We start from the raw sequence: 24,336 nt of genomic DNA, 5'->3' as shown, positions 1-24,336 counted from the left end.
GGATACGCCGGCAGTTCGCCGAGGGAGGCCGTCGTCGCGGGCCTACTTGTCAGTGGCTGCAGCGTTCTCGTTGCCACTGGTCGTTGCTGTGGCTTCCTCGGCGTCGGAGTCGGTGGCACTGGCGTCGATCGACCCATCGTCCGCGCTGCCGCCGCGGAGCTGGCGGGGGAGGAGTCCGCTGGCGAGTCCCCGCAGGATGCGACCGGGATCGAGAAAGTACTGCGGCAGTACGACCATCGCGACGGCGACGACGAGCAGTCCGACGCCAAGCGCGGTCTCGCCGGCGACCAGCTGGATCACGGCGTAGTTCGCGAGCGGGATCGCGAACACGAGCGTCGTCGCCAGCCCGATTAGATCGAACAGCCCGAGCTTCATCACGCTCCCGTAGCTCGCCACCAGTTAAAAGGAGCCCGTCTACACGACGACGGTCGTCACGCGACCCGACCCCGAACGGCTATGTGTCGTCCGCCCCGCCATCCGATATGTTCACCGGGATCGTCGAGGGCACCGGGATCGTCCGTGGACGCACCGAGACGCAGGACGGACTCCGGCTGCGGATCGGCGTCGACGGGTTCGACGACCTGCATCACGGCCAGTCGATAAGCGTGAGCGGCGTGTGTCTCACCGTCGAGGAGTACGGCGTCGGCGACGGCGGTGAGTGGTTCGAGGTGTTCCTCGCCGCGGAGACGGTCACGAAGACGTACCTCGGCGAGCTTCGCGAGGGCGACGCGGTCAACGTCGAACGCGCGATGCCTGCCGACGGCCGGTTCGACGGCCACGTCGTGCAGGGACACGTCGACACCGTCGCCGCGGTGCGCGCCATCGAGCGCGTCGGCGAGGACTGGCGGTTCACGTTCTCGACACCGGCGGGCCACGGACGCTATCTGGTTGATAAAGGCTCCGTCACGCTGGACGGGATCTCGCTGACCGTCGCCGACAAACGCGACGGTGCGTTCGACGTGGCGATCATCCCGACGACGTACGAGCTGACGACGCTTTCTGAGAAGGAGGCGGGCGATCCGGTCCATCTCGAAGTGGACGTGATCGCGAAGTACGTCGAGAACATGATCGACGGGTACGTCGGGTCGGGCGAGCCGTGACCGCTCCCGGAGCCGCCGCCGAAGGTTTTTGTACCGAACCGGGCCGATCCGGTCGTATGAGCGTCGCCGTATCTCCGAGCGGTCGTCGTCTGCAGGCGTCGGAAAGAGGCGTAAAACCGGTAGGAGAGGCCGTGAGAACCCGCCAAGGACAACGCTTATCCGCGGGCTCGTCAACTCACGAGGTACGAGTATGGGAGTGATCGAGGACGTCTACGAGGACCTCGACACCGATGTCGACTTCGAGGAGTTCGAGGCGGCAGTCGAGGATAAAGTCGAGCAGATGGGCGGGCTCGCGGACGAGGAGACGGCCGCGATGCTGATCGCCCACGAGTTGAGAGACGAGGAGGCGGACACGATCGCCGACATCGAGCCCGGGATGAACGAGGTGAAGTTCCTCGGGAAGGTGACGTCGATCGGCGACGTGCGCACGTTCGACCGCGACGGCGAGGACGCCGACGAGGGACGCGTCTGCAACGTCGATGTCGCGGACGCCTCCGGGTCGGTCCGCGTCGCGCTGTGGGACGAGATGGCCGACGCCGCCGAGGAGCAACTGGAGGTTGGACAGGTGCTTCGGGTGATGGGCCGTCCGAAGGAGGGATACAGCGGACTGGAGGTGAGCGCCGACAAGGTCGAACCGGACGAGGACGCCGAAGTCGACGTCCAGGTGCTCGACACGTACCGCGTCGAGGACCTCTCGCTCGGCGCGTCCGACGTCGATCTCGTCGGACAGGTGCTCGATACGGACTCCGTCCGCACGTTCTCTCGCGACGACGGCAGCGAGGGCCGAGTCGCCAACCTCACGGTCGGTGACGAGACGGGACGCGTTCGGATCACCCTTTGGGACGAGCAGGCCGACCTCGCCGAGGAGTTCGACGCCGGCGAGGTCGTCGAGGTCGGCGACGGCTACGTTCGCGAGCGCGACGGTGATCTCGAGCTACACGTCGGCGACCGTGGCACCGTCGAGCGCGTCGACGAGGACGTCAAGTACGTTCCCGAGACCACGGATATCGGAGCGCTCGAGATCGGCGAGACGGTCGACATCGGCGGCGGCGTCATCGAGACGGATCCGAAGCGGACGTTCGACCGCGACGACGGCTCCGAGGGACAAGTTCGGAACGTCCGGATCAAAGACGAGACGGGCGAGATCCGGGTCGCGCTGTGGGGAGAGAAGGCCGACGCGGAGATCGATCTGGCCGACCACGTCGTCTGTACCGACGTCCAGATTCAGGACGGCTGGCAGGACGATCTCGAGGCGTCGGCGAACTGGCGCTCGACCGTCACGGTGCTCGACGGCGACACGGACCGGAGCGTCACCGGTGACTCCGCGGCCGCCGGTCCCGCGTCCGACGGCTCGGCGGCCGACGACGCCACGACCGGCGGGAGCGACGCGACCGGACTGAACGCGTTCGGCTCCGACGACGGGGAGTCGGATGGCGCCGCCACGGGCGGTGCGGTCGGTGGAGCCACGGCCGCGGCGACGGAGCCGTCGACGGAGAGTGGTGGGACGACCGACGATGTCGAGTTCACCGGCACGGTCGTGCAGGTCGGCGAGCCGGTCGTGCTCGACGACGGACGACGAACCAAAAGCGTCGAGACGGATGCGAACCTCAGGCTCGGCGAGGAAGTGACGGTGCGCGGACCGGAGCGCGACGGGACCATTCACGCGGACGACGTGTTCTGACCGTTCGGACGACACGGCCCGACGCAGCGAGAGACGATGTCGGGAGATGCTTTCGAGAGACGATGTCGGGGGAATGCTTTCGAGGGACGATGTCGGGGGAATGCTTTCGAGAGTGGTCATGAGCGTGATCACCGAGGAGGGCGGAGGACCGTCGACGCCGTCGCTCGCCACCGGAGACGCCGCCTAACGGAAAGCGTTATACGCTGGACGGCCGCGAGTGTGTGTATGAGTGTCGAGTTGCCGTTCGCGCCGGTCGACCAGATCATCCGCCGGAACGCGGGGGACCTTCGGGTGAGCGCCGACGCGGCCGAAGAGCTGGCCGAGCGGATCCAGTCACACGGTGCCGAGCTGGCGATCGACGCCGCGGAGCGGGCGACGGCGGACGGGAGAAAGACGCTGATGGCGTCGGATTTCGGCGTCGAACAGGTGATCGATCGCGAGGAGCTGACGCTGCCGGTCGCGCCGGTCGACCGCATCGCGCGGCTCCGGATCGACGACCGATACCGGGTCGGCGTCGACGCGCGCATCGCGTTGGCCGACATCCTCGAGGATTACGCCGACAACGTCGCAAGCGCCGCGGCGACGCTCGCCCGACACGCCGATCGCAGAACCGTACAGGCGGAGGACATCGAGACGTACTTCGCCCTGTTCGAGTAGATGCGCTTCGGCTACAGCGAGGAGTGTCTCGCACACGACACCGGCGAGCGCCATCCGGAGAGCGCCGACCGGCTTCGTGCGATCCGACAGGGACTCACGAAGCGGCACGGCGTCGAATACGTCGATGCGGATCCGGCGAGCCGCGCGGCGGTGACCGCCGTTCACGACGACGGCTACGTCGACGAGTTCGAGGCGTTCTGTGCGGACGGCGGCGGAAGCTGGGACCCCGACACCGTCGCGGTCGAGGAGACCTGGGACGCCGCGCTCGCATCGGCCGGACTCGCGCAGTGGGCGTCGAAAACGGCACTTTCGGGCTCGAACGGCCGGAAGACTCCCTTCGCGCTCGGCCGTCCGCCAGGACATCACGCCGTCACGGACGACGCCATGGGGTTCTGTTTTTTTAACAACGCCGCGGTCGCCGCACAGACCGTTCTCGACGAGGGGGCCGCCGATCGGGTTGCGATCTTCGACTGGGACGTGCATCACGGCAACGGCACGCAGGACGTGTTCTACGACCGATCGGAGGTGTTCTACGCGTCCATCCACGAGGACGGTCTCTATCCGGATACGGGAGCGCTCTCCGAGATCGGGGCGGAGGATGGCGAGGGAACGACGCTAAACGCGCCGATCGACGCGGGAGCCGACGACGCCGACTACCTCCACGTGATAGACGAGGCGCTCGCACCCGCGCTCGACCGGTTCGATCCCGGGCTGCTCATCGTCTCCGCCGGCTTCGACGCTCACCGACACGACCCGATCTCGCGGATGCGGGTCTCCTCGGAGGGGTACGCGCTGATGACCGACCGGATCCGGTCTATCGGCGAGCGGATCGACGCGAGCGTCGCGTACGTCCTCGAGGGTGGATACGGTCTCGATACGCTCGCCGAGGGCGTCGGGATGGTTCACGAGACGTACGACGGTCGGGAGCCGACCGAGCCCGACGAGGAGCCGGACGACGCGACGGAGGCGGTCGTCGAGGAGCTTCGCGGGCTGTTGGCGCTGTAGCCGACCGTTCCGCAACGGAGCCAACGAGTGCGACTACTCTCCGATTCGAACCCACTCCTGAAGCGTGAATCGGTCGTACGACGTCGTCTCGGCGACCGTCCACCGCGATTCGTCGAACGCCGGGTAGCGGGTGTCACCCTCGTAGCTTCCGTCGACGTGACTGAGAATCATCCGGTCCAGATGCGGGAGGAACAGCTCGTATATCGCCCCTCCGCCGAGCACGTAGACGGCTCCGTCGGGCGCGAGGCGTTGCGCTTCCGCGAGCGCGGAGTCGGCATCGGACACGACGACCGCAGTCGGCTCGGGGACGGAGTCGACGCTCCGGCTGACGACGATCTGGCGAGCGCCGGGCAGGTCTCCCCGCATCGCTTCGAACGTTCGCCGGCCGAGTATCACCGGGGCGTCCGTGACCCGCTCACGGTACTGTGCGATGTCCTCCGGGATCGGTGGCCACGGAACGTCGCCGTCGTCGCCGATCACGCGATTCTCCGCGAGCGCCGCCACGCTGACGAGTTGCACGCCACTCAGTCGGGCGGCACGAAACAAATAGCTGTCTCGGCTGGGCGTCCGGGACCGACGCCGATGGGATCGGATTTATGTCCCTTGGCGACGGACATGATACTATGGGAGACAAAACCATCGACACGGTACGGACGACGCTTCGCGGACGAGTGATTCGCGCGTACGGCCGAGCGCGGTACGCGGCGATCGGGGGAGCGATCGGCGGCGGACTCGGCGGACTCGTCAGTCGAAACGCGGCCAGCACCGGTGCGGGTCTCGGTGCACTCGTCGGCGCGATCGTTGGCGAGACGCGAACCGACGTCGACTCGATCGTGACCGATCTGTTGGAACGCGGGGGTGACGAGCCGGAGCCCGAAGAGTAGTCGCCGGCAACAATTCAGCAGCAATCAAGGCGGATACCCGGGGTTTGATCCCGAGTCAGTTGCCCAAGCCGAGCAGGTCGAACGGGGTGCCGTTGTCGTTGTCGTCCGCGTACTGGAACACCACGCGAGCGGCCGCGACGTCCTGTATGGCGAGCCCGGTCGAGTCGAAGACCGTGACGCCGGAGACGCCGTCTGCACCCTCGCGGCCGCCATGGGTCCCACCACGTCCCGGTCGGCTTCCGACGACGATCTCGCCGATCTCCGCGTGGATGTCGTCGTCGGTCAGCGTCCCGGCGGCGTACGGGACGTTGATCTCTCCGGAGTGGGTACACTGTGTGTGATCGTCGATGACGATCGTCGCATCGAGGAGGAGCTCGTCCGCAAGCTCGTGTTTTCCCTCGGCGTCCGCGCCCATCGCGTTGACGTGGGTGTGCCCGGCCACGTCGTCGGGACCGACGACCGGATCCTCGACGGGCGTCACCGTCGAGAGCACGTCGCAGTGACCCGCCTCCGAGATGGAGCTCGCCCGAACGTCGAATCGGTCCTCGAACGCACCGATGAAGCGGGCGACACGCTCCTCGTCGACATCGCTCACGACGACCTCCTCGATCGGGCGGACCGCCGCGATCGCTTCGAGTTGGCTGTACGACTGGACGCCTGCGCCGACGATCCCGAGGGAGTCGGCGTCCGGCACCGCGAGGTGGTCCGTCGCGACGGCGGCGGCCGCTCCGGTTCGTTTCAGCGTCAGCGTCGTTCCGTCCATGATCGCCAGCGGAAACGCCGTCTCCGGATCGGAGTAGATCATCGTTCCCATCACGGTCGGTAGCCCGTGAGCCTCGGGGTTGTCGGCATGAGAGTTAACCCACTTGACTCCTGCCGCCTCCCAGTCGTCGGCGTGCATATAGGCGGGCATCGACCGGAAGTCGCCGTCGTACTGCGGGAGGTCGATGTACGACTTCGCCGGCATCTGCGCGTCGCCACGCTCGTACGCCGCGAACGCGCGCTCGACCGCGACGATGACGCGATCCATCTGCGCGTTCTCGTCGACGTCGTCGCCGTCCAGAAGCAGCGTCTGCATGTCGTAAACTTCGCCGCAGAGGTATTTAAGGCCACATGAGACGCGTCGCTCTCGGTGTGGTCTCGGAAAAACGTCGATACGTGGATTCGGGAGCGGTCGGACGGCGATACGCGCGGTCGGCGGGACGTGATGGATGCGGCTGGGCTGGCGCCGATCTTACATCATGCCGCCCATGCCGCCGCCCATACCGCCCATGCCGCCGGCACCGCCGGGCGCGCCGCCCTCGTCGTCGTCACCGGAGGTCGACAGGTCGCCCGCGGCGATGATGTCGTCGATCTTCAAGACGAGGTTCGCGGCCTCGGCTGCGGAGGCGATCGCCTGCTCTTTGGCGTGGGCCGTTTCGACGACGCCCGTCTCGAACGTGTCCTCGACCTCGCCGGTGAACACGTTGAGTCCGGCGTTCTCGTCGCCCGCCTCGTGTGCCGCGCGGAGATCGACGAGGAGGTCGATCGAGTCGAGACCGGCGTTCTCGGCGAGCACGCGCGGGATCAGCTCCAGCGCGTCGGCGAACGCCTCGACCGCGAGCTGCTCGCGGCCGGAGACGGAGTCGGCGTAGTCGCGGAGCCGCCGGGCGAGCTCGACCTCGATCGCGCCGCCGCCGGGGAGCGTGCGCCCGTCGGAGACGGTCGTTGCGACGACGTCGATCGCGTCGTTGACGCCGCGCTCGAGCTCGTCGACGACGTGGTCCGTGGAGCCGTACAGCAGAAGGGTGACGCCGTGAGCGTCCGGCCCCTCGACGTAGAACAGCTCCTCGTCGTCGTCGCGGGTGACCGACCCGGTCGCGACGTCGGCTTCGGTCAGCGAGTCGAGGTCGGTGACGACGGCCGCATCGAGCACGTTCTTCAGGAACTTGATATCGGACTTCTTCGTCCGGCGCACCGCGAGGATCCCCTCCTTTGCGAGGTAGTGTTGGGCGAGGTCGTCGATCCCTTTCTGACAGAAGACGACGTTAGCACCGCTGTCGGCGATCTGGTCGACCTTCTCGCGCAGCTGCTGTTCCTCCTTGTCGAGGAACTCCTGGAGCTGGTCGGGCGACTCGATGTTGACCGCGGTGTCGACGTCGGCCTCCTCGACCTCGATCGGGTCGTTGAGGAGGAGGACGTTCGCGTCATCGAACTCCGTCGGCATGTCGTCGTGGACGGGGTCCTTGTCGATCACCGCGCCGGAGAGCAGATCGGACTCGCCGGCTGCGCGGCCGGTCCGCGTCTCGATGTTGAGATTCGCCAGGTCGACGACGTGGGAACCGTCGTCGGCTTCCACGGTGACGCCCTGGATCGCGCGGACGACGAGGTCGGCGAGCGCCTCCTTCTCGAGCTCCGCGCCCTTGCCCGTCATCGACGTCTCGGCGACGCTTTTCAGCGTCTCCGTATCCTCGGGATCGACCTCGTGGGCGATCTCGTCGATCTCGTCGCGGGCGTGTTCGCTCGCGAGGTGGAACCCCTTGATAACCGCAGTCGGGTGGATATCCTGCTCGAGGAGGTCCTCGGCGTTTTTGAGGAGTTCGCCCGCGACCGCGACCGCGCTCGTGGTCCCGTCGCCGGCCTCGTCCTCCTGGGTCTCGGCGACTTCCACGATCATCTCGGCGGTCGGGTTGTCGATGTCCATCTCCTGTAGGATGGTGACGCCGTCGTTCGTGATGGTTACGTCGCCCATCGAGTCGACGAGCATCTTGTCCATCCCCTTCGGTCCGAGCGTCGAGCGCACGGCCTCGGCGACGCCGCGCGCCGCTGAAATGTTGTACTCCTGCGCGTCACGGTCCTTGACGCGCTGGGCGTCATCGCCCATGATGATCATCGGCTGACCCTGCTGCATTCGCTGGCTCATACAACGCGTGATTGATTGTGATTCTATATAAACCCTTTGTTGGAAGGCGACCAGTGCACGACGGATATCGTGGGTTGTCGATCGCGAAAAACGCCGGACTGCGTACGATACTCCTCGGAAATGTGGGTATCGTTAGCACACGTCTTCGGGTGGGCGATACGGCGGAATCACTCCCTGTTTATAAGTATTCGTCTTCCCGTCGACGAACCGGCGCCGTCGGGCGTCGGGGGCGACGCCGCCCGCCTCAGTGATCGGCGAGCGGGTCGTCGAGATCGATCTCGCCGGCGTCGATCGCGGCTTCGACCTCGCGGGCGGCCGTCACCATGTTTTCGGTCTTGCCGTAGGCGATCTCGCGGGGCAGAAGCTTCAGCCCGCAGTCGGGCGACACCGTGAGCTTCTCCGGCGGCACGATACGCAGTCCCTGGAGAATGTTTCGTTTGATCGCCTCGACGCTCTCGATTTCGGCGGTGTGTGCGTCGGTGACGCCGAGCGCGAGGTCCGGCTCGAACTCGGGCTCCTCGAACACCGGGACCTGCTCGTAGTCGCCGTTACACAGCTCGACGTCGAACTCGTCGATCGGGTAGTCGTTGATCTCCGGGTAGATACGCGAGTAGTCGCCGTAACAGACGTGTAGCCCGATTCTGACCTCGTCGGGAATGCCGGAGACGATGCGTTCGAGCGCCTCGCCGACGATCGCGTGGTCCTCGGGTGTCGTCGCCAGCGCCGGCTCGTCGATCTGGATGTAGCGTGCACCCGCCTCGACGAGCTTCTCGACCTCCTCGTTCACCAGGTCCGCGAGGTCGTACACGAGCGCCTCGGTGTCGGGGTACGCCTCGTTGAACGCCCAGAAGCCGAGCGTGTACGGTCCGGTGATCGGCACCTTCACCGGCTTCTCCGCGACGTTCGACGTGAACTCGAACTCGTCGACGAGCCATGGCTCGTCGTAGGCGACCTCCTCGACGACGGACGGTTTATCGAAGTAGTTGTGCCCCCACACTTTCACGGGGCCGTTGAACTCGTAGCCGTCGATCCGCTCGGCGAAGAACTCCACCATCTCGTTGCGGCGCATCTCGCCGTCGACGACCGTGTCGAGCCCGGCGCGCTCGTGTTCGTTCGTGATCAGTCGACAGGCGTCGTCGTGCGCCTCCACGAGGTCGCTCTCGTCGAACTTCGAGTCGGGGTCGTCGACGAGCTCGTCGGCGCGGTTCAGCCACTTCGGTTTCGGATACGAGCCGACGACGGTCGTGAGCAGGAACGCGTCGTTCGGGTGGTCGTGCGGGCGGAACTGTTCGCGGTTCGCGTCGGGGTTTCGGACCATTACTCGAGCACCTCGGTGGCCGCGGCGAGCGCGGCAAGTTTCGCTTTGTACTTGTTCTCCGGCAGGTAGAACAGCTCCGTGTTCGAGGTGAGATACGTCGTATCGAACGCCTCGACGGGCACCTGCGACTCGAACCACTCGACGCGCTCGGCGATCGTCTCCGGCTCCTCGACGAGCGTGTTCTGCCCGTCAACGAGCCCGAGCGCAACGGAGTCGGTCGAGCCGTACTCCTGTACGTTGTAGACGGTCGCGTCGCGGTCGCCGGCGACTAGGTCGAACCCGAGCGCGTCGGCACCCGTCTCGTCGACGAGATGCGCGTACAGCTTCTCGCCGATCGCACCCCAGTAGGTGTGGACGACGACGTCGGCCTCCGTCGCCTCGCTCACCGTCCGGATCGCGTCGGTCGCGATCGACTCCTCGCCCTCGACGGGCGGGGCCTCCACGAGCGACGGCTCCAGGAGAAACAGCGTCTCGTGGTCGGGAAACGCCTCGAGTTCGCCGGCGAGAAACTCCGCGACGGCCGCCAGAAACGCCGCCTCGTCGCCGTAGTGGTCGTCGGTCGCGAGGTCGGCAAGCGAGTACGGGCCCGGCAGCGTGGCCTGCAGCGGCGCGTCCCGGGAAAGCACGTCGGCGGCGGCCGCCAGCTCGGTCGCGACGTCGCCGTCGGCGGTCAGCTCGCCGGTCACCTGCGGGTCGCGGTAGAAGTTGTTGTTGTCGTAGTAGCGCACGATCCCGCCGGTGTCGACGTTGTCGTGGACGGCGAGCGGGTGGGCGATCATGTCGTCCCAGCGCCCCTGCCCCTCGACGACGCGGTCGAGGCCGGCGTCCAGCTGGTCGTCGACGTGCTCGGCGCGCACCTCGTCGTACGTCGCCTCGATCTCCCCGCCCTCGTCGCCGCTCAGCAGGTCACCTTTCTGGTGGCCTTTCAGGTCCGAGAGCGTCTCCTTTGCCCAGTCCGGAAGCGGATACAGCCCCGGCGTGGTCGCGACTCGTTCAGTCATCATCTCTCGTTGGATATGCCGTTGTATAATATTTGCGAACCTGTTTGATGCATTGTAGTTATACGTCACGTTCCGGCGGAGCTCCGTCGAACGATATTCCCTCGGACGTCCGGCGAATTTCCGTCTGACGCTACCCGATCGTCAGCACCTGATCCGAGGTCGTGACGACCTCGAGCAGGTCGCTCATCGTCGAGATCGGACAGACCTCGCTCCCCTCGCTTTGCCGCATCTCCAGACAGGTGCCACACGCGAGCAGCTCGCCGCCCTCGGCGTCGAACGCCTCCATTCGGTCCCGAACGTCGAACTGTTCGTCGGTGATCTCCTCGGCCTCGACCCCCTCGCCGAGCAGGAACACGGAGACGTCGATCCCCTCCTCCAGCGCCGTGAGTCCGAGACGGAACGCGTTCCACGCCCGCTCCGGATCGCTGGTTTCGAGCACGATACCGAGCGACTCGACGTCATCCCCCGCGACTGACTCCGACATTATTGTATTATACTCCCAATACCGGTATAACGCTGTCGGTACGACCGAGCTCAGTGCGAGGAGCTTCCGACGGTCTCCCCGCTGCGCCACAGCCGCAGAACGGACAGCGTCTCGAAGGGAAACGACTCCTCGACGGCAACCTCGTGGGTGAACCCGGCCGACGCGACCAGCTCGAGAACCTCGTCGTAGCCGGCAAGCGAGGAGACGAGCAGGAAGACGTCGCCGTCGGGCGCGAGCACCCGCCCCACGTCCGCGAGAAACGGCTCGATCAGCGCGCGTCCGGACTCCCCGCCCGAGAGCGCGTGTTCCATCCAGTCGTCCCACTCGTTGTCCGGGGCGGTCGGGAGATACGGCGGGTTGAAACAGATCGTGTCGAACGCGTCCGCGCGGAACGGATCGAGCAGGTCGGCGACGACGCCTTCCACCCCTCGGTCGGTCGCCTCGCGGACGGCGTGTGGATTGCGGTCGCTGCCGACCACGCGGAGCTCGCGCGTCTCGCGGACCTGCTGGGCGACCCATCCGGACCCCGTACCGACCTCCAGCACCCGGCCGTGTGCGCCCTCGACGGTCGCCTCCGCGAGCAGCCCGGAGTCCTCCGCCGGCTGATACACATCGACGTCGAGCCCGCGCCGCTCGGCGAGATCGGTCATCGTGCGCCTCCGTCGGTCGCGCCGCTGCTTCCCTCGTTCGGCTCACCGGACGCGCTCTCGACGTTCGCTCCGCGGGTGCCCGCTGCCTCCCGGCCGATCGTGGAGTCGAGCTGGACGCCGAACTCCTCTTTCCGCGCCGACAGCGTCTGCTGTGGGAACGGGATCGTGATCCCCTCCTCCTCGAACCGGGATTTGATCGCGCTCATCGCCGCAGTCTGAGTGCGCCACCGTTTTCGCATGCTCGGGTCCGTGATCCAGTAGCGCACGCCAAGCACGACCGCGGAGTCCGCGAACCGCTTCGTTACCACGTTCGGGGCGGGCATGCGGGAGATTTCGTCGACATCGCCGATCGTCTCGGTGATAATCGCTCTCGCGTGGTCCACGTCGGTGTCGTAGTCCACGCCGATGTCGATCTCGATTCGAAGCCGGTTGCGCTGTGACCGGTCTATCACCGCCGTCGAGCGCACCTCGTCGTTCGGGATCGTCACGACCTCGCCGTCGAACGAGCGCATCCGCGTGTTGATGATCGATATCTCCGTCACCGTCCCGTCGTACTCGCCGATCGTCACCCAGTCGCCCACCTCGAACGGACGAGAGAACATCAACACGAACCCCGCCAGCGCCGCGCCGAGCGTCTGTCTCGCGGCCATACCGACGACGATACCGAGGAACCCGGCACCGACGAGGAGGCTCCCCACGTTGTCGGTGAACAGCCCGATCGTGACGAGCACGACGAGCGTGTACACGGTGAGCTGGATCGTGCGGCGTAACATCTCCTCTTGGTGTTCCGACACCGACGCGCTCTCGGCCGCCAGCTCACGAACGACGCCGCCGAGGAAGTCGGTGAGCGCGTACGCGCTCGCTATCAACACGATCGCGAGTACGATGTTCGACAGGTGGTCCGCGATCTCCGCGGCCGCGAGCGCGCCAAGCAGCGCCTCGCCGAGCCCCCACACCGCAAGGACGGTGAGCACGCCGACCGCTGTCGTCGCGGCGACCGTCGAGGAGAGGAGGAGCCGTCGCTTCGAGGAGAGCTCGACGTCACCTTCCTTTATACGGCCGACGAGAAGCCGAACCCCGACGACGACGGCGATCACGCCGACCGTGATCGCGATCCGCTGCACGTTGCCGCTCGCGAGCCGCTCGATGTCGGCGACGAGCTCGGCGATGCCCACGAGCGAGAACGCGACCCCCGTCATCTCACGGCTCCGTGTGCTCCCCGCCGTCCCCCACAGGGGCAGTCGATACGCCGTGCTCGCGTGCCGACTCCGCCAACGCGGCGAACGCTGCCGGCTCCAACGTGCCGGGGCGTCGGCGAAGCAGCTCCTCGTCGGTCGCGTCGACGACCGCCTCGGGAGCGTCGAGCCCCGAGATGTGTGCCGTGTTCCGGATCGCGTTCCGGACGGTCTTGCGTCGCTGGGTGAAAAGCGCCTTCACGAACCGAAGGAAAAACGCCTCGTCGCCGACGACGTAGTCGGGGTCTCTCGGCGTACACCGGACGATCGCACTCTCGACGGCTGGCTGTGGGTCGAACGCCTCCTTCGGCACCGTCTCGACGAGCTCCACGTTCGCGTAGTGACCGGCGGAGACGGAGAGACGTCCGTACTCGCTCGTTCCGGGCTCCGCGACCATGCGCTCGGCAAACTCCTTTTGAAACATCAACACGAGCGGCGTCCGCTCGGGAAGCAGTCGAAAGGCGATCTCCGAGGAGACGCCGTACGGGAGGTTAGCGACGCAGGCGGTGAACTCGGGGAGATCGACCTCGAGCGCATCTCCCTCGATCACCTCGAGCGCCCCCGACTCGATCGCGGCGGCGAACTCCTCGCGGAGGAACGCCGCGAACGTCCGGTCCCGCTCGACCACGCTCACGCGGCCCGATGGCGACTCGGATCCGGCACCAACCGCCGCGAGCAGCCGGTCGGTGAGCGCCCCCGCCCCGCCGCCGATCTCGAGGAGATGCGAGCGGTCGGCGTCGTCGGGGAGATACGTCGGGATCCGGTCGAGCACGCGGTCGTCGACGAGGAAATGCTGGTCGTGGTCCGGCTCAGCTCGAGTTCCGGCCCGACGGGCGAGTCCGTCGGGATCACGGCTCCCGTACGCTCCCGTTCCGTCGCCGCCTCGTGAGTCGGCGTCGTCCGGCGCTCGATCGGTCATTGGTCGCGATACAGGTCGATTCGGGGTAAATGTCCCGTTTCCCCCCGACGCTCCCGGCCGGACCGCCTCTTTCGAAAGCACTAATCTCGCGCTACCCCATGAACTGACAATGAGTCACCAGCTGCCCGACGTGCAGGCGTCGCCGCCCGACGTCTCCGTCGGACTCTCGCAAGTCGGGGTCACCGGCGTGGAGAAGCTCGTCAAGCTTGCGCGCGGAACGAAGCGACCGATCGTCCTCATGGCCGAGTTCGAGGTGTTCGTGGATCTGCCGAGCGGCCGAAAGGGGATCGACATGTCAAGAAACCTCGCGACGATAGACGAGATCCTGGAGGAGATCACCCGCGAGGAGGCGTACCGCGTCGAGGACGTCTGCGGGGACGCCGCCGAGCGACTGCTGGAGAAACACGACTACACGACCACCGCGGAGGTGTCGATGACGGCGGAGCTCGTCACTCGGGAGAAGACGCCGGCGTCCGGGTTGGAGACGCAGAGCACGGCGGATATCATCGCCAGTGCAACCGCGACGGAGGAGGGAACCCGCGAGGAGATCGGCGCGGAGGTGACCGGAATGACGGTTTGTCCCTGCTCGCAGGGGATGAGCGAATCCCGGGCACGCGATAAACTCCACGAGCTCGGCGTCGACGAGGAGACGACGGAGGCGTTCCTCGACGCCGTCCCGCAGCCGGGCCACTCACAGCGCGGCCACGCCACGCTGACGATCACCACGGACGGCCATCCCGACGTCGACCTCCGCGACCTGATCGACGTCGCCCGCGACTCGATGAGCGCCCGGATCTACAACATGGCGAAACGGCCCGACGAGGACCACATGACCTACGAGGCGCACGCGGATGCGAAGTTCGTCGAGGACTGTGTGCGAGCCCTCGCCGAGGGTGCAGTCGAGGAGTTCGATCACCTCCCCGACACCGCGGTCGTGCGTATGAAACAGTCGAACGACGAGTCGATCCACCAACACAACGCTCACGCCGAACGCGAGGTCACGATGGGTGATCTCCGCGACGAGCTCGACGTGTAGCGACCGAACCCCATGAGCGTCCAGGGACTCTGCAGCATCTGTCAACGCGCGCCCGTCGACCACCAGTGTCCCCGGTGTGGCTCGTCGGTCTGTGCGGATCACTACGAAACACGGGTCGGTGCGTGCGTGAACTGCACTCGCGGCGTCGAGTGATGGTCCGCGTTCACGCGGCCGAGTGACGGTGGGAGTGGGATTCGAACCCACGAGGCCTTTCGGCCACCTGCTTTCCAGGCAGGCACCTTCGTCCGCTCGGTCATCCCACCACGATCGGTTCACCCTCCAGTCTCACATCGGACCGACACGCGCGTCTCGCTGCCGGTTCCGGAAGTTTCTCCACGTTTCAGTCGTCCGCGTCGACCAGTTCGAACAGCTTCCCCCAGCTCTCATCGGTGTCGCTTTCGGGGAGCATATCGCGCAGCTGTTGGAAGTCCGACTCCGGGACCTGCTCGTTGACGAGGTAGACGACGACCCGGGCGTGATGCGCAGCGTCCGCCGGATCGGCACCCTCGATCTCGCTCACCCGCTCGACGAACTCCGGCCAGTCGAACCGCTGTCCGTGTTCGTGGACTGCACCGGTGAGATACCACTTGATCTCGATGGGGAGCGACGCGGCGAGGTCTTCCGCGTTACCCTCCGGGATTCGCTGACCCAGCGTCATGAGCGTCGCACGGATCGCTCGCACCGTCTCTCCGGTCCCGGGCATCTCCAGCCGATGCTGTGCCTGGCCGGTGAACTCATCGAAGTTCATGCGTGAGCGTACGTCATGGAGTCACGTCAATCAACAGGGTAGTTCTCACCGCATGGAAACGGGAGTCCGGACGGACGGGAAAGCGTTTCCGGCGAGTGGGAACGTCGTTCAGCCGAACGTCAGCGGCTCCGCTTCCGCCCACCGGGGCTCGAACCGCTCGGTGACGTCGGCGGCGAACTCCACGTCCTTCAGGTCGATCATCGCGAACGGCTCGTCGCCAGACAGCGGATGGGGCACCTCGATACACACCTCGACGCCGTCGAACACGTTGAACGTCCCGTTGACGTCGGAGACGGTCCGAACCTCGAACCCATCGTGGTCGGCCAGCTCGGCCGAGTATCGCCGTCCCACGCTGCGCGGCAGCGCGTCGACGGCCTCGGGCGACAACAACACCCGGATCTCGACGCCGCGGTCGAGCGCAGTCTCCAGCTCCGCGGTCACCGCCTCGCCCACCGTCCCGAGGTCGAATCCGGTCGCCGGCGCGCCGGCGACGACGATCATTCGTCGCTCCGCGGCCGCGATCCGTTCGAGCAACAGGTCCGTCGTCTCCTCGGGACCGACCGCCGCGGTCCAGAAGCCGCTTTCGACCGGCTCCCCGGCCTCGAGTTCGGTCGAGAGCTCCTCGACGACCGTCTCGTACTGCTCCGCCTGTGCCTCCAGCTCCTGTTTTTTCTCCGCGAGAAGCCGGTCAAGCGCGGCGTCGGGCTCGACTGCGACGTACTTTTTTGGTCGGCTCGCCGCCTGACTGCGGACGAGGCTGTGTTGTTCCAAGCTGTTGAGCACGTCGTAGATCCGTCCCATCGGCACCTCGCTGGCGCGCGAGAGATCCTTGGCAGTCGTCGGCCCGGTCCGCAACAGCGCCCGATATGCGCGCGCCTCGTACTCTGAGAGGCCGAGGTCTCGAAGTGAACTCATACGGGAGGATCGGTCGGTGGGGATATAAACACACCGACAGTTTACACGTGGCGTCCGTGGTCGAATCGCCGCGACGCGGCCCACGGGCTCCGTCCACCGCGTATAACCATCAGGTATCCCCCACGTACTGGATCGTCGACGACACGCGATCCATCAACTCCTCGGGCGTTGTTGCCGGCTCCGACACCGCGTCGGGCTCGGATGCCTTTGTGTCCCCCGTCGACCACGCTGACGCCGACTCTCCGACGACGACTGCGGTCCCCGCCTCGACGTGTCGCGGGGCGGGGGCGTCCTCCCGATGTGCGTTCGGCACGACGACCTTCTCGTGGTCGGCGATCCGCCACGCCGCGCGATGGAGGTCGCTTCCGGGCTCGGTGCCGACGACGACGGTCGTGGGCCCGCGCAGCAGGCGTCCGGCGAGCGAGCCGTAGCTTGCGACCTGGACGCTCAGCCGTTCGGTCGCTCCCGCGAACGCCTCGGCGGTTTCGCGAGCGATCCGCCGGTACCGCTCCTCGCCGGTGAGCGCCGCGAGGTCGACGAGCGCGCTCGCCATCTCGACGTTGCCGTCGAGCGGACGAAACGGGCGGTCGAGCAGCCCCGCTCCGGAGCGCGGTCCGTCGACGAACGAGCCGTCGACGTGAAGCTCGTCGATCGCCCTGTCGGCGACCGTGCGGGCGACCGACGCTCCCTCGCCGAGCACGCCGGCCGCACGAGCGAACGCCGAGACGACCCTGGCGGCGTCGACCAGCAGATCCGTTTCGCCCGTCTCGTCACCGGCGCGGTAGCGGGTGACTGCGCCGGTCTCGGCGTCGATGAGGTCCCGTTCGAGCGTCTCAAGGATCCGGCGTGCGTACTCGCCAGCGCGGTCGTCGTCGGTGTACGCATAGAGCGTCAACAGCGCGTCGGCCGCGAGCGCGTTGCCGCCGGCGTACACGGTGAGATCGCGGCGTGGTGACTCCAGATCCGCACGCTCATCGGCCGGAGCTGCGTAGTACGCTCGTCCGAGCCCGGGACCGACGCTGCCGCCGACGCCGAATCCGGTCCAGAGATCGCCGGTGAGAAAGTTCAACGCCGCCGCCGCAGGCTCGCGATACGCTTCCTCACCGGTGTACAGATACGCGTTCGCGAACGCGCGCGTCACCGCCGCGTTCGTATCGATCGGCTTCTCGTAGGCGATGTCGCTCCAGTCGCGGGTGCCGGCGAACCTGAAAAATCCCCCGTCGACGTCGTCCGTGAGGTGGTCGCGAACCGCGTCGAGCGTTCGAAGCGCGCGGTCGCGGTCGCGTTTCAGCGCGAACTCCACGGTCCGGGGGAGGGGGAACTTCGCGTCCGTACCCCATCCAGCGTGTTCCGCGTCGTATTTCGCCTCGAGCTGTCCGGCGAGATGGCTCTCGATCGCCTCCGTGAGCTCGCCGCTGGGCGGGAGGTCGGCGTCGAGCGCCCGAGGCACTCGGCCGGCCGCCCGTCCCTTCTCGTCCCACATCTCACGGACCGACTCGAGCACTTGTCGCATCCCGTCGACGCCGAGGAACCCCGCCCCGGTGAGTAGCTCGCCGTCCGGCGTCAGGAAGGCGGTCGTCGGGAATCCGCCCATGTTGTACCGCTCCCGCACCCGGGGATGTCGGTCGACGTCGACGCGGACGGGGACGAACCACTCGTTGACGTTAGCGGCGATCCGCGGCTCCGCGTACGTCGTTGCATCCATCTCGTGACATCCCTCACACCACGTCGCCGACAGCGAGAGCAACACCGGTCGGTCCGCCTCGTCGGCTGCAGCGAACGCCTCGTGGCCCCAGTCGCGCCACTCGACGTGCGTCCGGTCGGTCATACTCGCGGTGGGACCGGCGGGAGGGTAAGCGCTTCGAGACCGGTCCGAGCGGAACCGGCTCCCGGTGGAGGAGGGTGGAAGGCGGTGAGACGCGGTGGAGGGCGGTCCGACCGTCCGCGCTCACCGCTTGTAGTCGTGACCGATCGCCAACGCGAGCGCGTTCGCGAACAGCAGGCTCACGAACAGATACCCGTGCACGCCGTCCAGTCCGGCGTATAGGAGGATCGGATACGTGAACGGGATGGCGATGGCTGCCCAGAACGCGGCTGCTCGCACGGTGCCGGTCATCCAGCCGGCGAGATGGCGGCCGGATCCGATTCGTTTGAACGGAGCGGGGGTGGACATGGGACACCCAGTCGTACGAGCGAGACCCACATATACCCCGCCGAGGGTTCGGGGTATTTCATTCAGTTAATTCCTCTCGCGGACGTTTTAAATCGTTCTCAGATGGGTCGAGATCATTTATACTGGCTTCTCATTCTTTTTCACCACGATCGTCGAAGCCGTCACCGACGAGCCGCGAGTTGTACACTTACGTCCGTCGGGACGGATGGGGCACGTATGTCGAACGACAACGGGAAGACGACCGGCTCGACGTCGACGCGAGCATCGAACGACGCGACCGATCCGCACGTCGTCGTCGCCGCCTGTGGTGGGACGATCGCCTCGGAACCCGGCGACGAGGGTGCGGCTCCGGCGAAAACCGGCGACGACCTCGTCGCTGCAGTCCCCGAACTCGAGGAGTATGCGTCCGTCTCGACGCGCGAGATCTGCCGTCAGCCGGGGTTCGACGTCAGATGGCGGGACGTGTTCGCGACCGCAGCCACCCTCCGCGAGGCGGTCGGCGATGGAGCGGACGGCGTCGTCGTCACTCACGGCACCGACACCCTCGCGGACACCGCGTTCGCGCTCGATCTCCTGACGGACCTTCCCGTGCCGGTCGTCGTCACGGGAGCCCAGCGTCGCCTCGACGAGCCATCGAGTGACGTGGCGGCGAACCTGGCGCTCGCCGTTCGGGCCGCTGCCGACGATCGGTTTACCGCCGGCGTCCACGTCGCGTTCGACGACGAGCTCCACGGCGCGCGCGACGCGGTGAAGACGCACTCGAACGCGCTTTCGACGTTCCAGTCGCCGGGAGCGGGACCCGTCGCGACGTTCACCCGGTCGGGAACGCGACTGCTCCGCAACCCCAGTCGCGCCGTCGCGGTCGATCCGCTCGGCGTTCCGGACACCGACGCCGTGCCGGAGGTACCCGTGATCCACTCCGGGACGGGCGTCGGCTCCGAGAGCGTCGAGGCAGCCGTCGACCGCGGCGTCGGTGGCGTCGTGATCGAGGGGACCGGACTCGGCAACACGACGGAGGCGCTCGGCGACGCGATCGCCGAGGTCGTCGCGGACCGCCCGGTCGTCGTCGCCAGTCGCACACACGCCGGTCCCACCGAACCCGTTTACGGGACGCCCGGCGGCGCGGTCACGCTGGACGCTCACGGCGTCGTCTTCGCCGACGAGCTCCCCGCCGCAAAGGCCCGCGTCGCGCTGGCGCTGGGGCTCGCCGCCGGAGCCGACCGTGACGAAGTTCCCGAGCTGGTCAGAGCCCCGGGACGGGTCTGACGCCCAAAGCGGACGATCTGCTCAGCCCATCCGCACGAAGCGGCCAGCCGGATCGGACAAATCCGCGTTTGTCCCTACGGGAACTCCTTATGTACCGCCGTCGTACAGTGGGGTATGAGCAACCTCACGCGGCGGCGAGCCCTCGGCGGGCTCGGATCGGTTGGCGTCCTCGCGCTGGCCGGCTGTGCAGCGCCGACGACCGATACGGACTCCGGAGAGAACGATCGAGACGACGACTCCGGCGACCGGGACGACGACGAGAACGGACCCGACGGGCCGGACGAGGACCCGATCGTCGAGATCCAGCGCGTCGCCGTCGATCGGACGGGGGCCGCGTGGGATTACCGGGAACGACCCGGGTTCTGTGCGTTCGTAACCGATGCGCGGGACGCGGCGTGGCTGTTCGACGAGGAGGACACGGAGGCGACCGCGTTCGTCGAGGACACCGATTTCGAGTCGTCCGTGCTCGTGTACGTCGAGTCGGTCGGCCCGAACACCTGCTACAGAGAACTCGAGGTGACCGACGTAGGAGTCGAGAACGGGACGGTCGTCGCGAGCGCGACCGCGGTCGACGCCAGCGACGACGACACCGACGTCTGTGCGCCGAGCCTGACGTATCCCGGCGCGCTGATCCGGGTGACCGTGGATCCCCTCCCGCACGCCGCCCGGGTCACGGTCACGGACGGATGGGAGAACACCGCCGACGTGACGCCGGACGACGGGATCCTCGACCCCGACTCGCTTCCGGGGTTCGTTCGACCCGAGGGGGAGCCGGCGACGGTGCCCGGTCCGCTCGACTGTGAGGAGGACGCGTTCGAGCGGCACTACGCGGGGTACGGCGACGACGTCTCGTGGGGCGCCGGGACGGGAATCGACGGGCACCCCGGGCTGGAGCTCCGCGTCGTCGACCCGGACGCCGACGGCGACCCGGCCGACGGCGATCCGGCCGACGACGGGCGTACGGAGTCGACGACGTTCGCCCGCGGCGACGAGCTTCGCGTGGAGCTGACGAACGTCGCGACGACGACGCTCGGGATCGGAAACCACGGAAAGTACAACCTCGAGCTGTACACGGAGGCGGGATGGTCCGACGTGCGCGGGTTCGACACGGACGGTCCGCCCGTCGCGTACACCGACGAGCTGCTTCCGATCCACCCCGGGGAGACCGTCTCTTGGACGCTCACGCTGACCGAGGAGGGGATCGTCGAGGGACACCAACACGAGGACCGCCTCCGCGTCTGTCCCGACCTCCAACCCGGGCGCTACCGGTTCGTGTTCTGGGGTAGCGACGACGTCGCGGTCGCGTTCGATCACGATGGGTGATCGTTCGGGTCGCGTTCAACTACGAGACGACGACTATCCGAGTTGCTCGCGACCGTGCGGAGCGCGTCCGTTCGGTGCTGGCACATATCACGCCGTGTCAGGCGCGAAACCGCAGCGCGAGCGTCCCCGGAACGCCTAACCTGTAGGCCCGACAACGACGGTCCATGGCCGACCTCATGGCTCATCCCGTCGTTCCGGTTGCCGGCGAGGAGGACGCAAAACGGACGTACGACGCCATCGAACCCTACCTCAACCCGGGGTCGACGCTCGTGTTGATCAACGTGATCGAGAAAGCTGGCGGCGGCATCGACAAGGCGAGCGTCGCACAGCGAGAGGACGTTGCCGAGGCGGCGTTCGCCGCGTTTCGAGCGCGGGCGGCACAGGACGGCGTCTCCGTCGACACGGAGATCCGGTACGCGACGGACATCGCCGACGCGATCGGAGAAGCCGCCGCGGACCACGACGCCACGGCGATCGCGTTCGTCGCACGCGGCGGCGGTCGGATCGTCGAGTTCCTCTCCGGGAGCGTTCGAACGAAACTGACCGTCGACAACGACCACCCGGCCGTCGTGCTCCCACGGACGACGAGCGAGTAGTTGCTGGACCGAGCGGTGCGGTCGGTACGAGACGGTGACGGCGGTATCTGCTCCGAGGCGTGAGAGTTCGGATTTCCCGTCGGTGAGAGTTCGGATTCCCCGTCGGTGAGACTCCAAATTCTCCGCTGTCCGGACGTCGCGCGCGAACCCTGGCTCGTGTCGCGTGAGCGCCACTCGACCTCTCGGAGCCCGTAATATCCCGGAGCGCGGCGGTCGAACTCCTCTACACACGACTGTATCTACGTATACACACGTGTGCATCACAAATACACACGTGTGAACGCGGGTCACGAACTTCTCACTCCGTCCCGAGTGATCGGTTCACTCCAGAGAGAAACCACTTCAGAGAGCTTCTAATAGTTGTTTATCGGACACACACGAGTGTATAGGATGGAAACGAGATCGGACGAACCCGAACGATGGCTGGTGAGATCGGGACCGTTCCGAGGCGAGGAACAAAGACGTACTCAAAACATCTTATAGAAAATATAAGTGGTTTTGGTGTCCTTAAATCGATCCTGTATTTTTCATCGTCGTTAACTATATATACTCCCTCTTGGATGGCAGATCCATGCCACGAGCGATCAGGCGTGGAATGTGGGGTTCGAGACGTATCGACACGAGTCACGCGGTGACGGAGGAACAAACCGATGGTTAGTACCGTCGAGCTGCTGCTCGCTACGCTGCCGTTGCTGATCGCGGGAGGGTTGCTCGTCGTGGCGCTGTGGCCCGCGACGCGGGCGATGCCGCTCGCGTGGATCGCGGCGCTCGCCGTCGGATTCGCGGTATGGGGCATGCCGGTGGAGTATCTGGCGGCCGCCTCGCTCGTCGGGACGATGACCGCGATACAGATCCTCTGGATCGTGTTCGGCGCACTGCTGCTTTTGTACATGCTGATGGAGGCGGGGGCGTTCGACCGGATCAATCAGGGGTTCGCCGCGGTCAGCGGGGATCGCAGAATTCAGATCGTGTTGTTGGGCTTTTTCCTCGCGACGTTCATCGAGGGCGCGGCCGGGTTCGGGACGCCGGCGGCGGTCGTCGCGCCGCTGCTTTTGGCGCTCGGGTTTCCCGCGCTCGCAGCCGTCGTCGCCGCGCTCATCGGCCATATCATCGCCGTGACGTACGGCGCGGTCGGGACGCCGATAATCATCGGGATCGAGGACCCGCTCGCCTCGGTCGATTCGACGCGGGAAGCGATCGAGGCCGGGGGGTTCACGATCCAGGAGTACTCGGTAGAGGTCGCAGTGTGGGCCGCGACGTACCATCTTCTTGCCGGATTCTTAATGCCGCTTTTCGCGGTCGGGATGATCGTCTACTTCTTCGGTGACCCGGATGAACGGTCGCTACAGCCCGCGTGGGAGGTCGCACCGTTCTGCCTGTTCGCCGGATTCGCGTTCGCGATTCCGTACTGGCTCAGTGCACAGATCAGTGCGGAGTTCCCGGCGCTCGTCGGTGCGATGGTCGGCGGCGGGATCGTCGTCGGCACGCTCCGTGCGGGCTACTTCGAGCCGGACGAGGAGTGGGAGTTCCCGGACCGGGACCGCTGGGCCGACCACTGGGTCGGCTCGATCGAGCCCGGATCGACCGAAGCGGCCGAGAAGGCGTCCGCCGACGCGGCGGCACGGATGTCGCTCTCGAAGGCGTGGACGCCGTACGTGCTGCTTGTCGTGCTGCTCGTCCTGACGCGAGTCATCGACCCGCTCGTCGACTTCCTCACCGGAGCTGACGGTCGACTGATCTTCACGGAGTTCGAGACGCCGATCGGCGAATTCACGCTCGGCCCGGCGACCACCGCGTGGAGTGACATTCTCGGAACGGGGCTTGCCGGAGGTATCGACTGGGTGTACGTCCCCGGCTTCTGGCTCGTCCTGACGGCGCTCGTGGCGATCCCGCTGTTCGGACTGTCCGGCGACGAGATCGGAAATGCGCTCAACGAAACCGTCAGTAAACTCGTCTCGCCGCTGATCGCCCTCGTGTTCGTCATCGCGATGGTGCAGGTGATGCTTCAGTCCGGCGCCCATCCGGGTGCTCCCGAGGCGGGAAGCATGATCGAGGCGCTCGCGGTCGCGACGGCCGACGGTGCTGGCGTCATGTATCCGTTCATCTCGGCGCTCATCGGTGCGCTCGGGGCGGCGATGGCCGGCTCGAACACCGTCTCGAACATCACGTTCGGCGGGTTCCAGTTCGAGGCCGCCAGAGCGCTTGGACTCCCGACCCAGGTGATCGTCGGTGCCCAAGCGGTCGGCGGAGCGATCGGAAACCTCGTGGCGATCCACAACGTGGTCGCGGCGCTGGCGACCGTCGGACTCGTCGGCGAGGAGGGTCGCGTGATGCGGCTCAATCTCATCCCGCTCGCGTACTACGCCATCACCGTCGGGCTGTTGGCGATGCTGTTCAGCTACGTCCTGTTCCCGGGACTGTTCTGATCGGCGTCACCGTTTTT

Annotated in this window: 24 protein-coding genes and 1 tRNA gene; 10 read left to right on the top strand and 15 right to left on the bottom strand. The window is 66.7% G+C overall.

The window, feature by feature from the left end; all coding sequences use genetic code 11:
• Nucleotides 1–42: 42 nt before the first annotated feature.
• A complete protein-coding gene (locus ACYQ0R_RS15435) occupies nucleotides 43–375 on the bottom strand; it encodes a DUF7533 family protein (protein WP_459825532.1) in 333 nt (110 codons plus the stop codon).
• Between the two features lie 107 nt (nucleotides 376–482).
• Between ACYQ0R_RS15435 and ACYQ0R_RS15430 the strand changes: the two genes are divergently transcribed.
• From ACYQ0R_RS15430 to ACYQ0R_RS15415, 4 genes are all read left to right on the top strand, one after another.
• A complete protein-coding gene (locus tag ACYQ0R_RS15430) occupies nucleotides 483–1,100 on the top strand; it encodes a riboflavin synthase (RefSeq protein WP_459825530.1) in 618 nt (205 codons plus the stop codon).
• A gap of 190 nt (nucleotides 1,101–1,290) precedes the next feature.
• Complete coding sequence (locus ACYQ0R_RS15425) at nucleotides 1,291–2,781, top strand: single-stranded DNA binding protein (RefSeq protein ID WP_459825528.1); 1,491 nt, start codon at nucleotides 1,291–1,293, stop codon at nucleotides 2,779–2,781.
• 225 nt (nucleotides 2,782–3,006) lie between these two features.
• A complete protein-coding gene (locus ACYQ0R_RS15420) occupies nucleotides 3,007–3,438 on the top strand; it encodes a histone (protein WP_459825526.1) in 432 nt (143 codons plus the stop codon).
• The gene (locus ACYQ0R_RS15415) at nucleotides 3,439–4,443 is read left to right on the top strand and encodes a histone deacetylase family protein (RefSeq protein ID WP_459825524.1); all 1,005 of its coding nucleotides are present in this window, start codon (nucleotides 3,439–3,441) and stop codon (nucleotides 4,441–4,443) included. It abuts the gene before it with no gap.
• A 33-nt stretch (nucleotides 4,444–4,476) separates the two neighbouring features.
• On the opposite strand, the gene ACYQ0R_RS15410 is transcribed toward ACYQ0R_RS15415, so the two are convergent.
• Nucleotides 4,477–4,962, bottom strand: a complete 486-nt coding sequence (locus tag ACYQ0R_RS15410; RefSeq protein ID WP_459825523.1) for a dihydrofolate reductase — start codon at nucleotides 4,960–4,962, stop codon at nucleotides 4,477–4,479.
• Between the two features lie 104 nt (nucleotides 4,963–5,066).
• Here ACYQ0R_RS15410 and ACYQ0R_RS15405 point away from each other — a divergent pair, with 104 nt between their 5' ends.
• The gene (locus ACYQ0R_RS15405; RefSeq protein WP_459825521.1) at nucleotides 5,067–5,327 is read left to right on the top strand and encodes a hypothetical protein; all 261 of its coding nucleotides are present in this window, start codon (nucleotides 5,067–5,069) and stop codon (nucleotides 5,325–5,327) included.
• A 55-nt stretch (nucleotides 5,328–5,382) separates the two neighbouring features.
• On the opposite strand, the gene ACYQ0R_RS15400 is transcribed toward ACYQ0R_RS15405, so the two are convergent.
• The 8 genes from ACYQ0R_RS15400 to ACYQ0R_RS15365 form a co-directional block, all read right to left on the bottom strand.
• Nucleotides 5,383–6,405, bottom strand: coding sequence for an ornithine cyclodeaminase family protein (locus tag ACYQ0R_RS15400; protein ID WP_459825519.1), 1,023 nt, complete (start codon nucleotides 6,403–6,405; stop codon nucleotides 5,383–5,385).
• A 156-nt stretch (nucleotides 6,406–6,561) separates the two neighbouring features.
• Nucleotides 6,562–8,217, bottom strand: a complete 1,656-nt coding sequence (gene thsB, locus ACYQ0R_RS15395; protein ID WP_459825801.1) for a thermosome subunit beta — start codon at nucleotides 8,215–8,217, stop codon at nucleotides 6,562–6,564.
• A gap of 256 nt (nucleotides 8,218–8,473) precedes the next feature.
• A complete protein-coding gene (locus tag ACYQ0R_RS15390; protein ID WP_459825517.1) occupies nucleotides 8,474–9,547 on the bottom strand; it encodes a methionine synthase in 1,074 nt (357 codons plus the stop codon).
• On the bottom strand, nucleotides 9,547–10,548 hold the full coding sequence (locus ACYQ0R_RS15385; protein ID WP_459825515.1) for a 5-methyltetrahydropteroyltriglutamate--homocysteine methyltransferase: 1,002 nt from the start codon (nucleotides 10,546–10,548) through the stop codon (nucleotides 9,547–9,549). The genes ACYQ0R_RS15390 and ACYQ0R_RS15385 overlap by 1 nt, the downstream gene beginning before the upstream one ends.
• Nucleotides 10,549–10,678: 130 nt before the next feature.
• Entirely contained in the window at nucleotides 10,679–11,032 is a 354-nt protein-coding gene (locus ACYQ0R_RS15380; RefSeq protein ID WP_459825514.1) for a DsrE family protein, read from the bottom strand.
• A 50-nt stretch (nucleotides 11,033–11,082) separates the two neighbouring features.
• A complete protein-coding gene (locus ACYQ0R_RS15375) occupies nucleotides 11,083–11,682 on the bottom strand; it encodes a HemK2/MTQ2 family protein methyltransferase (protein ID WP_459825512.1) in 600 nt (199 codons plus the stop codon).
• Nucleotides 11,679–12,881 (bottom strand): mechanosensitive ion channel family protein, encoded by a 1,203-nt coding sequence (locus tag ACYQ0R_RS15370; RefSeq protein ID WP_459825510.1) that lies wholly within the window; start codon nucleotides 12,879–12,881, stop codon nucleotides 11,679–11,681. The genes ACYQ0R_RS15375 and ACYQ0R_RS15370 overlap by 4 nt, the downstream gene beginning before the upstream one ends.
• A 1-nt stretch (nucleotide 12,882) precedes the next feature.
• Nucleotides 12,883–13,836 (bottom strand): 16S ribosomal RNA methyltransferase A, encoded by a 954-nt coding sequence (locus ACYQ0R_RS15365; protein WP_459825508.1) that lies wholly within the window; start codon nucleotides 13,834–13,836, stop codon nucleotides 12,883–12,885.
• A gap of 109 nt (nucleotides 13,837–13,945) precedes the next feature.
• Here ACYQ0R_RS15365 and mptA point away from each other — a divergent pair, with 109 nt between their 5' ends.
• Nucleotides 13,946–14,872, top strand: coding sequence for a GTP cyclohydrolase MptA (mptA, locus tag ACYQ0R_RS15360; protein WP_459825506.1), 927 nt, complete (start codon nucleotides 13,946–13,948; stop codon nucleotides 14,870–14,872).
• A gap of 179 nt (nucleotides 14,873–15,051) precedes the next feature.
• On the opposite strand, the gene ACYQ0R_RS15355 is transcribed toward mptA, so the two are convergent.
• The 5 genes from ACYQ0R_RS15355 to ACYQ0R_RS15335 all read right to left on the bottom strand — a co-directional run bounded on the left by ACYQ0R_RS15355 (nucleotide 15,052) and on the right by ACYQ0R_RS15335 (nucleotide 18,708).
• A tRNA-Ser gene (locus tag ACYQ0R_RS15355) sits at nucleotides 15,052–15,135 on the bottom strand.
• Nucleotides 15,136–15,212: 77 nt separating this feature from the next.
• Nucleotides 15,213–15,620, bottom strand: coding sequence for a DUF2267 domain-containing protein (locus ACYQ0R_RS15350; RefSeq protein WP_459825505.1), 408 nt, complete (start codon nucleotides 15,618–15,620; stop codon nucleotides 15,213–15,215).
• Nucleotides 15,621–15,728: 108 nt separating this feature from the next.
• Nucleotides 15,729–16,535, bottom strand: a complete 807-nt coding sequence (locus tag ACYQ0R_RS15345; RefSeq protein WP_459825503.1) for a TrmB family transcriptional regulator — start codon at nucleotides 16,533–16,535, stop codon at nucleotides 15,729–15,731.
• A 109-nt stretch (nucleotides 16,536–16,644) separates the two neighbouring features.
• Nucleotides 16,645–18,363: a DUF255 domain-containing protein gene (locus ACYQ0R_RS15340; RefSeq protein WP_459825501.1), complete on the bottom strand. Its 1,719-nt coding sequence runs from the start codon at nucleotides 18,361–18,363 to the stop codon at nucleotides 16,645–16,647.
• A gap of 120 nt (nucleotides 18,364–18,483) precedes the next feature.
• Nucleotides 18,484–18,708 carry a DUF8028 family protein gene (locus ACYQ0R_RS15335; RefSeq protein ID WP_459825499.1) on the bottom strand — a complete coding sequence of 75 codons (225 nt, stop codon included), beginning with the start codon at nucleotides 18,706–18,708 and terminating at the stop codon, nucleotides 18,484–18,486.
• A 216-nt stretch (nucleotides 18,709–18,924) separates the two neighbouring features.
• Between ACYQ0R_RS15335 and ACYQ0R_RS15330 the strand changes: the two genes are divergently transcribed.
• From ACYQ0R_RS15330 to ACYQ0R_RS15315, 4 genes are all read left to right on the top strand, one after another.
• A complete protein-coding gene (locus tag ACYQ0R_RS15330; protein WP_459825497.1) occupies nucleotides 18,925–19,974 on the top strand; it encodes an asparaginase in 1,050 nt (349 codons plus the stop codon).
• A gap of 114 nt (nucleotides 19,975–20,088) precedes the next feature.
• Nucleotides 20,089–21,297, top strand: a complete 1,209-nt coding sequence (locus tag ACYQ0R_RS15325; protein WP_459825495.1) for a hypothetical protein — start codon at nucleotides 20,089–20,091, stop codon at nucleotides 21,295–21,297.
• Between the two features lie 164 nt (nucleotides 21,298–21,461).
• Nucleotides 21,462–21,893 (top strand): universal stress protein, encoded by a 432-nt coding sequence (locus tag ACYQ0R_RS15320; RefSeq protein ID WP_459825493.1) that lies wholly within the window; start codon nucleotides 21,462–21,464, stop codon nucleotides 21,891–21,893.
• A 650-nt stretch (nucleotides 21,894–22,543) separates the two neighbouring features.
• Entirely contained in the window at nucleotides 22,544–24,319 is a 1,776-nt protein-coding gene (locus ACYQ0R_RS15315) for an L-lactate permease (protein WP_459825491.1), read from the top strand.
• Nucleotides 24,320–24,336: the final 17 nt, after the last annotated feature.

The sequence above is a fragment of the Halorubrum luteum genome, from assembly GCF_054652935.1.
The sequence above is the reverse complement of the archived record's forward strand: the minus strand, read 5'-3'. Positions and strand labels throughout refer to the sequence as shown.